10 protein-coding genes are annotated in these 12,702 nt (G+C 73.6%); 3 read left to right on the plus strand and 7 right to left on the minus strand.

What is annotated here, in order from left to right:
• Positions 1-238: 238 nt before the first annotated feature.
• From ACFWGN_RS09715 to ACFWGN_RS09735, 5 genes are all read right to left on the minus strand, one after another.
• The gene (locus ACFWGN_RS09715; RefSeq protein ID WP_191805726.1) at positions 239-1,687 is read right to left on the minus strand and encodes a folylpolyglutamate synthase/dihydrofolate synthase family protein; all 1,449 of its coding nucleotides are present in this window, start codon (positions 1,685-1,687) and stop codon (positions 239-241) included.
• Entirely contained in the window at positions 1,684-5,055 is a 3,372-nt protein-coding gene (gene ileS / locus ACFWGN_RS09720; protein ID WP_377616666.1) for an isoleucine--tRNA ligase, read from the minus strand. Before ileS ends, ACFWGN_RS09715 begins: the two co-directional genes overlap by 4 nt.
• Before the next feature lie 360 nt (positions 5,056-5,415).
• Complete coding sequence (locus ACFWGN_RS09725; protein ID WP_377616667.1) at positions 5,416-5,670, minus strand: hypothetical protein; 255 nt, start codon at positions 5,668-5,670, stop codon at positions 5,416-5,418.
• Between the two features lie 359 nt (positions 5,671-6,029).
• Positions 6,030-6,860: an SDR family NAD(P)-dependent oxidoreductase gene (locus ACFWGN_RS09730; protein WP_191805729.1), complete on the minus strand. Its 831-nt coding sequence runs from the start codon at positions 6,858-6,860 to the stop codon at positions 6,030-6,032.
• 73 nt (positions 6,861-6,933) lie between these two features.
• Entirely contained in the window at positions 6,934-8,634 is a 1,701-nt protein-coding gene (locus ACFWGN_RS09735; RefSeq protein WP_377616668.1) for a molybdopterin-dependent oxidoreductase, read from the minus strand.
• 259 nt (positions 8,635-8,893) lie between these two features.
• Between ACFWGN_RS09735 and ACFWGN_RS09740 the strand changes: the two genes are divergently transcribed.
• The 3 genes from ACFWGN_RS09740 to ACFWGN_RS09750 all read left to right on the plus strand — a co-directional run bounded on the left by ACFWGN_RS09740 (position 8,894) and on the right by ACFWGN_RS09750 (position 11,948).
• The gene (locus tag ACFWGN_RS09740) at positions 8,894-9,961 is read left to right on the plus strand and encodes a putative F420-0 ABC transporter substrate-binding protein (RefSeq protein ID WP_377616693.1); all 1,068 of its coding nucleotides are present in this window, start codon (positions 8,894-8,896) and stop codon (positions 9,959-9,961) included.
• Positions 9,962-9,987: 26 nt separating this feature from the next.
• Entirely contained in the window at positions 9,988-11,067 is a 1,080-nt protein-coding gene (locus ACFWGN_RS09745) for a putative F420-0 ABC transporter permease subunit (RefSeq protein ID WP_377616669.1), read from the plus strand.
• A gap of 77 nt (positions 11,068-11,144) precedes the next feature.
• Positions 11,145-11,948 (plus strand): putative F420-0 ABC transporter ATP-binding protein, encoded by an 804-nt coding sequence (locus tag ACFWGN_RS09750; RefSeq protein ID WP_377616694.1) that lies wholly within the window; start codon positions 11,145-11,147, stop codon positions 11,946-11,948.
• A gap of 42 nt (positions 11,949-11,990) precedes the next feature.
• On the opposite strand, the gene ACFWGN_RS09755 is transcribed toward ACFWGN_RS09750, so the two are convergent.
• Both ACFWGN_RS09755 and ACFWGN_RS09760 read right to left on the minus strand, forming a co-directional pair.
• Positions 11,991-12,194 carry a hypothetical protein gene (locus ACFWGN_RS09755; RefSeq protein ID WP_377616670.1) on the minus strand — a complete coding sequence of 68 codons (204 nt, stop codon included), beginning with the start codon at positions 12,192-12,194 and terminating at the stop codon, positions 11,991-11,993.
• 14 nt (positions 12,195-12,208) lie between these two features.
• A complete protein-coding gene (locus ACFWGN_RS09760) occupies positions 12,209-12,649 on the minus strand; it encodes a CoA-binding protein (RefSeq protein ID WP_377616671.1) in 441 nt (146 codons plus the stop codon).
• Positions 12,650-12,702 lie beyond the last annotated feature (53 nt).

Here is a 12,702-nt window from a genome sequence, read left to right on the forward strand (position 1 = left end):
CCCTCCGTCGGACTGCTGCGGCGCGTCCGGCCGCGTGCACTGCTCGCGCGCCGGTGGATCGTGCCCCCGGCGCCCGTCCCCCCATCAAACACCCCCGCCGGTGCGGTGGCACGCAGAGAGTCGCCCCGGCGCGACTTTCCGTGCCCGACGACGCAGGGCGCCCCTCGGAGCGAGGGGCACCCTGCGTGGTGGTCGGGCGAGCGCAGCCTCCGGGCCGCGGCGTGCGAGCGGCTCGCCGTCAGCCGCGCCCGAGCAGGATCCGCACGTCGGCCGCGGTGATGACCGAGCCCGTGACGAGCACTCCCGTGCCCACGCCGACGCCCACCGAGTCGTCGCGCTCGGCGAGGTCGACCGCGATGGCGAGCGCCTCGTCGAGGCGCTCGGCCGTGTGGACGCGGTCCTCGCCGAAGACCTCGATCGCGACCTCCGCGAGGTCGGTCACGTCGGCCGAGCGCTCGGCCGAGTTGCGCGTGATGACGACCTCGGCGAGCACGGGCTCGAGCACCGAGAGGATCTGCTCGGAGTCCTTGTCGCCCATGATGGCGACGACCCCGATCAGGTGCTCGAACTCGAACGCCTCGTCGATCGCGGCGACGAGGGCCTCGGCACCGGCCGGGTTGTGCGCGGCGTCGACGATCACGGTCGGGCTCGACCGCAGGACCTCGAGCCGCCCCGGCGAGCTCGCGTCCGCGAAGGCAGCCTCGACCACGCCGCCGTCGAGCGCGCGCCCTCCCGAGAGCAGCGCCTCGGTGGCCGCCAGCGCCAGCAGGGCGTTGTGGGCCTGGTGCTCGCCGATCAGCGGCAGGAAGATCTCGGTGTAGAGACCCGCAGGGGTGCGCAGGTCGACGACCTGTCCCCCGACGGCCGGGGTCCGCCCGGCCACCGCTATGTCCTGCCCCTCGCGCAGGACCCGCGCGTGCTTGGCCGCCGCCGCCTCGATGACGATGGCCTCGGCGGCGTCGCTCTGCTCGGCGAGGACGACGACCGCGCCCTCCTTGACGATCCCCGACTTCTCGGTCGCGATCTCCTCGATCGTGTGACCGAGCCAGCGCGTGTGGTCGATCGAGATGGGGGTCACGATCGCGACGTCGCCGTCCACGACGTTGGTCGAGTCCCAGCCGCCGCCCATGCCGACCTCGACGATCGCGACGTCGACGGGGGCGTCGGCGAACGCCGCGAACGCCATGACCGTGAGCACCTCGAAGAAGCTCAGACGGGGTCCGCCCGCCTCCTGCGACTCACGGTCGGCGACGCCGATGTAGGGCGCGACGTCCTCCCAGATCTCGACGAAGCGCGCGGGGCTCACGGGCTCGCCGTCGATCGCGATGCGCTCGGTGACCGAGGTCAGGTGCGGGCTCGTGAAGCGCCCCGTGCGGAGGCCGTGCTCGCGCACGAGCCGCTCGACCAGGCGCGAGGTCGACGTCTTCCCGTTGGTCCCCGTGATGTGGATCGTGCGGTAGGCCTTCTGCGGGTCGCCGAGGAGCTCGAGGACCCGCTCGACGCGCGCGAGCGTCGGGTCGATGTCGTGCTCGGGGGCCCGGTCCATGATGTGCGCGTACACCGTGGTCAGGTCCTCGAGCGCGGCGGCCTCCTCGGCCGTGCGCTGGTGCGCAGCGCCTCCGGGACGCCGCGCGTCCTTGTCGCCCGGGCGCTCGCCGGCGCCACGGCCGACGCGGATGCCGCTCATGCCCGTGCTCCGTCGGTCTGGTCAGACGAGACGGTCGCCGACGCCTTGGTGACGAGCACGCTGCGCTCGTCGGTGGGCGACAGGTCGACCGTGACGCTCACGGCAAGGGTCTCGCTCGCGATGAGCTCGCGGTGGTCCTCGACCGCTCCCTGCCAGGGGCCGGGCACCGAGAGCGACAGGTCGATCCGGTCCGAGACCTCGAGGCCGGCCGCCTTGCGGGCGTCCTGGACCTCGCGCACGATGTCGCGTGCGTAGCCCTCGGCCAGGAGCGCGTCGTTCAGCTCGAGGTCCAGGACCACGAACCCGCCCGTGGGCAGCACGGCCGCCGCGATCGACGGAGCGGCCGGGTCGACCTCGTCGTGGCCCTGCTCGGCGAGCACCACGGTCGTCAGCTCGTACTCGGAGTCGAGCAGCGGCACGTCGCCGTCGGGCGTCTCGACGACGACGAACCCGTCGTCACCCACGCGCCACGAGCCCGCCTTGGCGGCCTTGATGACCGCCTGGACCCCGCGCCCCAGGCGCGGGCCCGCAGCGCGGGCGTTGACCGTGAGCTTCTGCGAGACGCCGAACTCGTCGGCCGCACCGGACTCGAGGTCGAGGAAGCGCACGGCCTTGACGTTGAGCTCACGGGCGAGCAGGTCGCCGTAGGGCTCGAGCGCTGCCGGGTCCTCGGTCACGACGGTCAGGGTGCTGAGCGGCTGGCGCACGCGCAGCGAGTGCGCCTTGCGCAGACCGAGCGAGAGCGAGGCCACCGAACGGACCAGGTCCATCGAGGCGACGAGCGCGTCGTCGGCGACCAGGACGCCGGCCAGCGAGTCGCCCGGCGCGTCGGCGACGACGCTCGGCCAGTCGGTCAGGTGCACGCTGCGCCCGCCCGTGAGACCGCGCCAGACCTCCTCGGAGAGCATGGGCGCGAGCGGTGCCATGACGCGCGTGAGGACCTCGAGGGCCGTCCAGAGCGTGTCGAACGCGTCCTCGTCCTCGTCCCAGAAGCGGTCACGCTGCGTGCGGACGTACCAGTTGGTCAGCAGGTCGAGGTGCTCGCGCACGGTCTCGCACGCGCCCGCGATGTCGTACGCGTCGAGCTGGGTCGTGACGGTCGCGACCAGGTCGTGCGTGCGAGCCAGCAGGTAGCGGTCGAGAGCCGGGAGGTCCGCGACGCGCTCGGGGGCCACGCGCTGCGCGGTGTACCCCGCGCCGCCGTCGGCGTTGTTCGAGTAGAGCGTGAAGAAGTAGTACGTGCTCCACAGCGGCAGCAGCACCTGACGCACCGAGTCGCGGATGCCCTCCTCGGTCACGATGAGGTTCCCGCCGCGCAGGATGGGCGAGCTCATGAGGAACCAGCGCATCGCGTCGGAGCCGTCGCGGTCCAGGACCTCGGACACGTCCGGGTAGTTGCGCAGCGACTTGCTCATCTTGCGCCCGTCCGAGCCGAGCACGATCCCGTGCGAGACCGCCGAGCGGAACGCCGGGCGGTCGAACAGGGCCGTGGCCAGGACGTGCAGCGTGTAGAACCAGCCGCGGGTCTGGCCGATGTACTCGACGATGAAGTCGCCCGGGTAGTGGTGCTCGAACCAGTCGGCGTTCTCGAACGGGTAGTGGACCTGCGCGAACGGCATGGAGCCCGAGTCGAACCAGACGTCCAGGACGTCGGGGATGCGGCGCATGACGGACTTCCCGGTCGGGTCGTCCGGGTTGGGGCGCGTCAGGTCGTCGATGAAGGGACGGTGCAGGTCCGTCACGGGCACGCCGAAGTCGGCCTCGAGCTCGGCGATCGAGCCGTAGACGTCGATGCGCGGGTAGTTCGCGTCGTCCGAGACCCACACGGGGATGGGCGTGCCCCAGTAACGGTTGCGCGAGATGGACCAGTCGCGGGCGCCCGCGAGCCACTTGCCGAACTGCCCGTCGCGGATGTGCTCGGGCGTCCAGGTGATGTCCTGGTTGAGCTCGACCATGCGGTCGCGGAACTCGGTCACGCGCACGAACCAGCTCGAGACCGCCTTGTAGATCAGGGGGTTCCGGCAGCGCCAGCAGTGCGGGTAGGAGTGCTGGTAGGTCTCGTGGCGCAGCACGACGGCGCGCGAGGAGGCCGCGACGCGCGCGAGCGGGCCCGTGCCCTCCTTGAGGTCCTTGATGACCTTGGGGTTGGCGTCGAAGACCTGCTCGCCCGCGTAGTCGGGGACGGCGTTGGTGAAGCGCCCACGGGCGTCGACGGGCACGACGGGCACGATCCCGGCCGCGTCGCACACGGCCATGTCGTCCTCACCGAAGGCGGGGGCCAGGTGGACGACGCCCGTGCCGTCCTCGGTCGTCACGAAGTCGGCCACGAGCACCTGGTGCGCGTTCGGCCAGCCCTCGGCCGAGCGGTCGGTGAAGTAGTCGAAGGCCGGGGTGTAGCGCAGCCCCGCGAGGTCGGCGCCCTTGACGGTCGCCAGGACCTCGGCGTCCTCCCCGAGCTCCTTGACGTACGCGCCCAGGCGCGCGGCGGCGAGCACGACCTTGTCCCCGACCACGGCCGAGGAGGCGCCGGGGCGCACCACGACGTAGTCGACGTCCGGCCCGACGGCGACGGCCAGGTTCGAGGGCAGCGTCCACGGCGTCGTGGTCCACACGAGCACGAGCGCCCCCGCTGCGGGCGAGGCGACGCCGTCCGCGACGTCATCGGAGAGTCGGAACCCGACCGTGAGCGCCGGGTCCTGACGCGACTGGTACACGTCGTCGTCCATGCGCAGCTCGTGGTTCGACAGCGGCGTCTCGTCGCGCCAGCAGTACGGCAGCACGCGGTAGCCCTCGTACGCGAGGCCCTTGTCGTACAGGCGCTTGAACGCCCAGATCACCGACTCCATGAACGTGATGTCGAGCGTCTTGTAGTCGTTGTCGAAGTCGACCCAGCGCGCCTGGCGCGTCACGTACTCCTTCCACTCGTCCGTGTACTTGAGCACGGACTCGCGGCAGGCCTCGTTGAACGCGGCGATGCCCATGGCCTCGATCTGGGACTTGTCGGTGATCCCCAGCACGCGCTCGGCCTCGAGCTCGGCCGGCAGGCCGTGCGTGTCCCAGCCGAAGCGGCGCTCGACGCGCTTGCCCCGCATGGTCATGTAGCGCGGCACGACGTCCTTGGCGTAGCCCGTCAGGAGGTGCCCGTAGTGCGGCAGACCGTTCGCGAAGGGAGGGCCGTCGTAGAAGACGAACTCGTTGTCGCCGTCCTGACCCGCCTCGCGGTGCTCGATCGACGCGCGGAACGTGTCGTCCTTGGACCAGTACGACAGCACGCCGCGCTCGAGAGAGGGCAGGTGGGGGCTGGCGGGGATCTGGTGGCCCTGACCGTCAGGGGCGGTGTCGTCGGTGCGGTGCAGAGGGTAGGCCATGGCTCAGTGGCTCCATCGTGAGTGGCAGGCGGTGGTCCGGGACGTGCTCGTGCGAGGACGACCACCCCTCCCTGGTTCTCGAGGGAGAAGGCGAGCCGCGGTACCACCCCGCTTGCCGTCGTCGGGCACCCGCAGGAGCCCGAGCGGCGACCGCTCGACACGGCTGTGACGGGCCTACCCGTCCGGTTCTACTGAGGTCCCGCGGACGGGTCCCGTTCTTCCGGAGGCTCACCGGTGATGGCCGGGTCGATGCCTGTGGACCCCATGGTAACGCGCCGTCCGCCGGGCGTGCCGAGTCGACCGTTCCTCGCGGCACCTCACGGCACCTCACGGCGCAGGTGCGCCCGCGTGAGGCGCCGCTCAGCGCCCCGCGACCGACCGACCGCGCGACGACGCCCGACGGCGTGCCCGGTACGTGTCGATGTCACGCGCGACGAGCCACTCGATGGTGAGCGCGGCTCCCTGGGCGGGCTGCGCCGTCGGGCCGTGGGCCGCCGTGGGGGCGATGCCCGACGACGCTGCGGCGAACCACGGGTCGTGGGCGACCAGACGGCCGAGGGGATCGGTGCGCCCGTCGGTGTCGGACGGGTGGGCGATCAGTGCGATGGCGTTCATGGGGAGTCCTGGTGTCGAGGCGGGTGCTCACGAGGGCAGACCGACCAGGACGTGAGAACTGATCGGTGACCATCACGCCCTCACTCAGAGGGAGGGGCGTGGCACTGCTCGCTGACACCAGGTCGCGCGCTGCTGGAGCGTCAGCGAGCCCTCAACAACAGCTCGACGCGTGGACCGACCGCAGGCGCACGACGAGCACGCGGGTGCTCAGGGGGTGCGCGGCGGGGGTCACGGGCGTCATCATGCCAGCCTGCGCCCCCTCCGACAAGCGTGTCCCACGCCGGGGGCCGGCCCGGCGGCCGGCCCGGCGGCCGGCCCGGCGGCCGGCCCGGACGAGGGGCACCGCGGGGCGACGGCCGTCACCGGCGCGTCACGAGCGGCCCGCGCGCCAGGAGCGTGGTCGAGGACTGCGCGACGGGACGCAGCACCAGGGTGTCGATCGCGACGTGCTGGGGCCGGGTCACGGCGAACGTCACGACGTCGGCCACGTCGTCCGCGGTGAGCGGGTTCTCGACGCCGTCGTAGACCGCGTCGGCCCTGGCCTGGTCGCCGTCGAACCGGGTCAGCGAGAAGCCCTCGGTGCGGACCATGCCGGGTGCGATCTCCAGGACCCGGATGGGCTCGCCGTTGAGCTCGAGGCGCAGCGTGTCGGCGACCGCGGCCTCGGCGTGCTTGGTCGCGACGTAGCCCGAACCTCCGCTGTACGCGTCGTGCCCCGCGGTCGACGTGAGGACCAGGACCGTGCCGAACCCCGCCCGACGGATCGCGGGTAGGAACGCCTTGGTCACGCGCACGGTGCCCAGCACGTTGGTCTCGAACATGGCCCGCCAGCGGTCCAGGTCGCTCGCGTCGATCGGGTCCGTGCCGCTCGCGAAGCCCGCGATGTTGAGCACCGCGTGGACCGGACCGCGCGCCTCGGCCTCGCGCACGAGGCGCGCGACGTCGTCGTCGTCCGTCACGTCCCCGACGACGGGGTGCGCACCGGTCGCGGCCGCGAGCGCGTCGAGCAGGTCGGCGCGGCGCGCGAAGGCCACGACGTCCCACCCCTGCGCGCGCAGGCGGCGCACGGTCGCCGCGCCGATGCCCGACGAGGCGCCCGTGACCACGGCGCGCTGCGGCGCGGGGTCCTGCGGCGTCGCGGACGGGGTCGTCGGGGCGGAGGGCTGGGGCGTGGTCTGCGAGGTCGTCACGTTCCTTACCTTGCCACGCCGGGGCGGGCGGACCGCGCCGCTGCGCAAGGTGCCCGCATGCTGGACGCCCGGTTCAGGCCACGCCGACCTCGAGCGTGTCCCAGCCGCTCGACCCGTCGGGCGCGGGCGGGGCCTCGGTCGAGGTCTGGACGGTCCCGTCCACGTCCGTCGCGCGGACCGCGAGGCGGTGGCTGCCCTTCTCCGGTGCGGCCCATCGCCAGGACCACTGCCGCCACGTGTCGGCCGAGACCGTCCCGGCGAGCTCGGCCGCCTCCCACTCCCCGTCGTCGACCCGCACCTCGACGCCCGCGATCCCGGTGTGCTGGGACCACGCGACGCCCGCCACGACCACGTCGCCGGCCGCGTCCGGCGACACCGTCGCGCCCGAGCGGGGCACGTCGATGCGCGAGGACATCTTGATCGGCCCTCGCTCGGACCAGCCGCGCGTCGACCAGTAGGCGACGTCGTCGGCGAAGCGCGTGACCTTGAGCTCGACGACCCACTTGGTCGCCGACACGTACCCGTACAGCCCCGGCACGACCATGCGCACCGGGAACCCGTGCGCGAGCGGCAGCGGCTCGCCGTTCATGCCGACCGCGAGCAACGACTCGCGACCCGGGTCCGTGAGGACGTCGAGCGGCGTGCTCGCGGTCCAGCCGTCGGCGCTGCGCGAGAGCACCATGTCGGCGTCCGCGTGCGGGCGGGCGCGGGCGAGCAGGTCGCGCAACGGGTACCCGAGCCACACCGCGTTGCCCACCAGGTCCCCGCCGACCTCGTTGGACACGCACGTCAGGGTCGTGGCGTTCTCGACGAGGGGCAGCGCGAGCAGCTCGGCGAACGAGATCTCGACCTCCTCCTCGACGAGCCCGACGACGCGCAGCCGCCAGTCGTCCGGGTCCACCTCGGGGACGCGCAGGGCCGTGTCGATGCGGTAGAAGTCGTCGTTGGGCGTCACGTAGGGCGTGATGCCGGGCACGTCGAGACTCGCCCCCGCCGGGACCACGACCGCGGGACCGGTCGGGGCCGGGAGGCGGATCGCGTCCCGCGCGGCGGTCAGGGCCCGTGACCCCGCGGACAGCACGCGCGCCGCGCCGCCGACCACGAGCGCGGTCACGGTCGTCAGGCCCGCGAAGACGAGGAAGGACCGGCGGTCGAGCGCCTCGCGCTGCCGGGCCGCGGAGAGCGGGGTCTCGGGACGCTCGGGCGAGCCCGCACCACCACCCTGCCCGGCCGGCCCCGGGACCCGGGCCGTGACCGCGAGCGCCGAGGCCCGCCACGCGCGCAGCCGTGCGGCACCCGTCCGCAGGAGCATGATCCCGACGCCGACGCCCACCACGGTCGGCAGCGCCCACAGGGGGGTCGCGTCGGGTCGCGTCACGGCGGCGGCGACACCCACGACCCCGACCACCACGAGCAGCACCGTGCCCCAGGGGGGTCGCCGCGTCTCGAGGACCCCCGCGGCGACGGCCGCGACCGCCAGCACCACCACGATCCCGAGGATCAGCACGGTCTTGTCCGCGGTGCCGAACGTCTCGACCGCGAAGTCCTTGAGCCACGGGGGGACCCTGTCCACCACGCCGGCCCCCACGACGAGCACGGGGCTCGACCCCGAGCCCACGACCAGCGCGACGAGCTCGGCCACCGCGAAGGCGCCGAGGGCCGAGGCGACGCCCAGCAGCGGGGCCCACCACCCGGACGTGCCCGCGCTGCGTCCCGGCCCGCGCTGCGCGCGACCGGACGTGCCGGGAGGGCCGGGCTCCGTCGTCGGGCTCATGCGCCCACTGTAAGTCCGCGACGCGAGGCCGGTGCGCCGTGTGCTGGTCCGGCCCGACCATGCCCCCGGCGTTCAGCACGAGCGTCCGACCTACTAGGCTGAGGGGTGGATCGCGAGCCGTGCTTGGCTCGCCGCAGCGGCCCGTGCTTGGGCCGCGGATCCTCGTCGCGGATTGTGGCGCCCTTCCCTCTCGCATCTCGCCGCGCCGCCGTGCCCTGCACCGGCCGAGCCGGCGACCTCCCCGACATGGAGTCCCGTGCTGTCCTCGTCCGCTCGCCCCCGCGTCCGCTCGACCTCCCGGCGTGCAGTCTCCGCCGGCCCGACGGCGGCGCTCGCCCTGGTCGCGACCCTCACCCTGGCCGCGTGCTCGGACGCGGGGAGCCTCGCGACGGGCGGGGCGACCACGGCGCCCGCCGGGTCGCCGACCACCTCGACGACCTACCCCCTGACGCTCGACAACTGCGGGTTCGAGGTCACGTTCACCGGCGCCCCGCGCCAGGTCGTGACCATCAAGTCGAGCACGACCGAGATGATGCTCGCGCTCGGCCTGGGCGACCGGATCGTGGGGACCGCGTTCCCCGACGGCCCCGTGCCCGAGCAGTGGGCCGACGCGGCCGCCGCCGTACCGGCGGTCGTGACCCCGATGGCCGACAAGGTCCCCGGAGCCGAGGCCGTGCTCACGCTCGAGCCCGACCTCGTGTACGCCGGGTGGGAGTCCAACCTGACGGCCGAGGGAGCAGGGGACCGTACGACCTTCCAACAGCTCGGCGTCCAGACCTACGTCTCACCCTCCGCGTGCAAGGACGAGGCGTACAAGCCGGACCCGTTGACGTTCGACGACGTGTTCGCCGAGATCGACGAGGCCGGTCAGATCTTCGACGTCGCCGGGACCGCGACCGAGCTGGTGGCCGCCCAGCGCGCCGAGCTCGACGCCCTCGAGCCCGACGACCGCGGGCTCACGGCGCTCTGGTACTCCTCGGGCTCCGACATCCCGTACGTGGGTGCGGGGATCGGTGCGCCGCAGATGATCATGGACGCCGTCGGGGTCGAGAACATCGCGGCCTCGGTCCAGGACACCTGGACGCCGTTCTCGTTCGAGGAGATCATCGCGGCCGACCCCGACGTGATCGTGCTCGTCGACTCGGCGTGGAACACGGCGCAGTCCAAGATCGACGGGCTGAAGGCCAACCCCGCCACTGCCAACCTCACGGCCGTGCAGGGCGACCGTTTCTTGACCGTGCCGTTCCCCGCGACCGAGGCGGGCGTGCGCAACGTCGACGCCGTCAAGGACCTCAGCGCCCAGCTCGCGGCGCTGACGATCCCCTGAGGAGTCCCGAACCGGTGAGGAGCCCCGTGGCCGAGAGACGCACCGCCCCGTCGGGAGCGCACGCCCCCGTGCGCCGCTCCCCCGGGACCCGGCGTGCCACCCCGTGGTGGCTCGTCGGGGCCTCGCTCGCGCTCGTCGTGAGCGTCGTGGTCGCCGTGACGATCGGCCCCGCGGACCTCTCCTGGGGCGACGTGTGGCGCTCGATCGCGACGCACCTCGGGCTCGGCGGGCCGCTCGGCCTCGAGCCGCTGCCCCTGCTGCAGGACGGCATGGTGTGGCAGCTCCGGCTCCCGCGCGTCCTGACGGCCGCGGCCGTGGGGGCCGGGCTCGCGATCTGCGGCGCGGTCATGCAGTCCCTCACGCGCAACCCGCTCGCCGACCCGTACCTGCTCGGGCTCTCGTCGGGAGCCTCGCTGGGTGCCGTCCTCGTCCTGGTCCTCGGCGTGAGCGTCCTGCTGCCCGTCGCGGCGTTCGGCGGAGCCGTCCTGGCCCTGGTCGCGGCGCTCGCCCTCGCGGGTTCGCTCGGAGCCATCACCCCCACGCGGACCGTGCTCGCAGGCCTCGCGGTGAGCCAGCTCGCGGCCGCGGCGACGTCGTTCATCATCTTCTGGTCCGCGACCGGGGACTCCTACCGCGAGATCCTGTCGTGGCTCATGGGGTCGGTCGCGGGGGCCACCTGGACGTCCGTGGCGATCGCGGGCGGCGCCGTGCTCGTCCTGGGGACGCTGCTCGCGTCGACCGGGTCGGTGCTCGACGCCTTCACGTTCGGCGACACCGCGGCCGCGGGCCTCGGCATCGCCGTGAACCGGACCCGGTGGCTCCTGCTCGTGGGGGTCGCGCTGCTCACCGGAGCCCTGGTCTCGGTCTCGGGCGCGATCGGGTTCGTGGGGCTGATCCTGCCGCACGCCGTCCGGCTCCTGACCGGTGCGCGGCACCGCATGCTGCTGCCCCTCGCGGCCCTGCTCGGCGGGTCGTTCCTCGTGTGGGCCGACACGCTCGCCCGCACGATCTTCGCCCCGCGCGAGCTGCCCGTGGGCATCCTGACGGCCGCGATCGGCGCACCCGTCTTCGCGATCATCCTGTGGCGAGGGAGGCGGGCGCTGTGACGGAGCCGAGAACTGTTGGACGGGTCGGTCGCGAGGGGGCGCCGGGCCACGACGGATCGCCGTCCTCGCGGGACGGCATGCCGGCCGCCGGTGGGCGTGCGCGGACGGCCCACGGGCTCGACGCCTCGCGCGTCTCGTGGTCGGCCGGGTCGCAGCTCATCCTCGACGGGGTGGACTGCACGGCTCCCCCGGGAGCGGTGAGCGGGCTGCTGGGCCCCAACGGGTCCGGGAAGTCGACGCTGCTGCGCGCGATCGCGGCCACCCAGGTCCCGGACGCGGGCGAGGTCCGGTTCGACGGCGAGGACCTGCTGCGCATGCCGCGACGGCGTCGGGCGCGCAGGCTGGCCCTCGTCGAGCAGGACGCGTCGACCGACCTGCCCGTCTCGGTGCTCGACGCCGTGCTGCTCGGCAGGATCCCGCACCGCTCGCTCCTGGCGGGCGACACCGACGCGGACCGCGCCGTGGCCCACGAGGCCCTGGTGCGGGCCGGGGTCGAGGAGCTGGCCGAACGGTCGCTCGCCACGTTGTCGGGAGGTGAGCGCCAGCGCGTGCACATGGCACGCGCCCTCGCCCAGGACCCCGCGCTGCTGCTCCTCGACGAGCCCACCAACCACCTCGACATCGCGGCCCAGCTCGCCGCCATGACCGTGCTGCGCAAGCTCGCCGCGGACGGCGTGACGGTCCTCGCGGCCCTGCACGACCTCAACCTCGCGGCGGCCTCGTGCGACCACGTCGTGGTCCTGTCGGGCGGGCGGGTCGTCGCGGCGGGTGACGTGCGGGACGTGCTGGTCCCGGACGTGATCGAGCCTGTGTACGGGGTGCGGTGCGACGTGCTGGCCCACCCCCGGACCGGACGACCCGTGCTGGTCTTCGGGGACTGACGGCCCGTCGCGGTGCCGGGGCGGGCCGGGAGCCGACGAGCCCTAGAACCCGCGCAGCCGTTCGGGCGTGAAGCGCAGGACCTCGGAGTACGCCGCGTGGAACTGCTCGGGGCTCATCCCGAGGTCGGCCATCGCCGCCCGGTACCTGGCGTCGTAGCGCGCGCGTTCCTCGGTGCTCAGGCCGGCCGGGTCCAGGACGAGCCGCTCGGCGGCGCGCGCGCCCAGCGTGGTCGTCGTGTCGATCACGGCCACGTCGGGCCTCAGCCCTGCGCGGCGGCGGTCGTCGGTCCCAGGCGCGGCCACTCGATCGCCGGGCAGCGGTCCATGACCATGTCCAGCCCGGCGTCGCGGACCCGCGCGAACGCGTCCTCGTCGACCACGTCGAGCTGGAACCAGACGGCCCCGGCCCCGATCTCGACGGCCTGGTCCGCGACGGCCCCCGCGAGGTCGGAGCGCACGAACACGTCCACGACGTCGACCGGGAACGGGATCTCGGCGAGCGACGCGTAGCCCTGCTCGCCGTGCACGGTCTCGGCTGCCGGGTGGACCGGCACGATGCGCTTGCCCTGACGCTGGAGCAGCCGGGCCACCCCGTACGCGGCGCGAGCCGAGTTGTTCGACAGCCCGACCACTGCCCACGTCTCGGTGTCCGCGAGGACCTTGCGGATGACGGCGTCCTCGCCCCAGCTCTTGTCGCTCATACCGGGGCAACCCCGGCGCGGGGGCGACTATTCCGGGCTGCGCCCTCCTCCGG

This window comes from Oerskovia sp. NPDC060338 (genome assembly GCF_042726295.1).
GTDB classification, from domain to species: Bacteria; Actinomycetota; Actinomycetes; order Actinomycetales; family Cellulomonadaceae; genus Oerskovia; species Oerskovia merdavium.

Bases quoted from the DNA above. Each gene is read 5' to 3' on its own strand.
- ACFWGN_RS09715 (WP_191805726.1), bottom strand. From the start codon at position 1,687: ATGAGCGGCATCCGCGTCGGCCGTGGCGCCGGCGAGCGCCCGGGCGAC.
- ileS (WP_377616666.1), bottom strand. From the start codon at position 5,055: ATGGCCTACCCTCTGCACCGCACCGACGACACCGCCCCTGACGGTCAG.
- ACFWGN_RS09725 (WP_377616667.1), bottom strand. From the start codon at position 5,670: ATGAACGCCATCGCACTGATCGCCCACCCGTCCGACACCGACGGGCGC.
- ACFWGN_RS09735 (WP_377616668.1), bottom strand. From the start codon at position 8,634: ATGAGCCCGACGACGGAGCCCGGCCCTCCCGGCACGTCCGGTCGCGCG.
- ACFWGN_RS09750 (WP_377616694.1), top strand. From the start codon at position 11,145: ATGCCGGCCGCCGGTGGGCGTGCGCGGACGGCCCACGGGCTCGACGCC.
- ACFWGN_RS09760 (WP_377616671.1), bottom strand. From the start codon at position 12,649: ATGAGCGACAAGAGCTGGGGCGAGGACGCCGTCATCCGCAAGGTCCTC.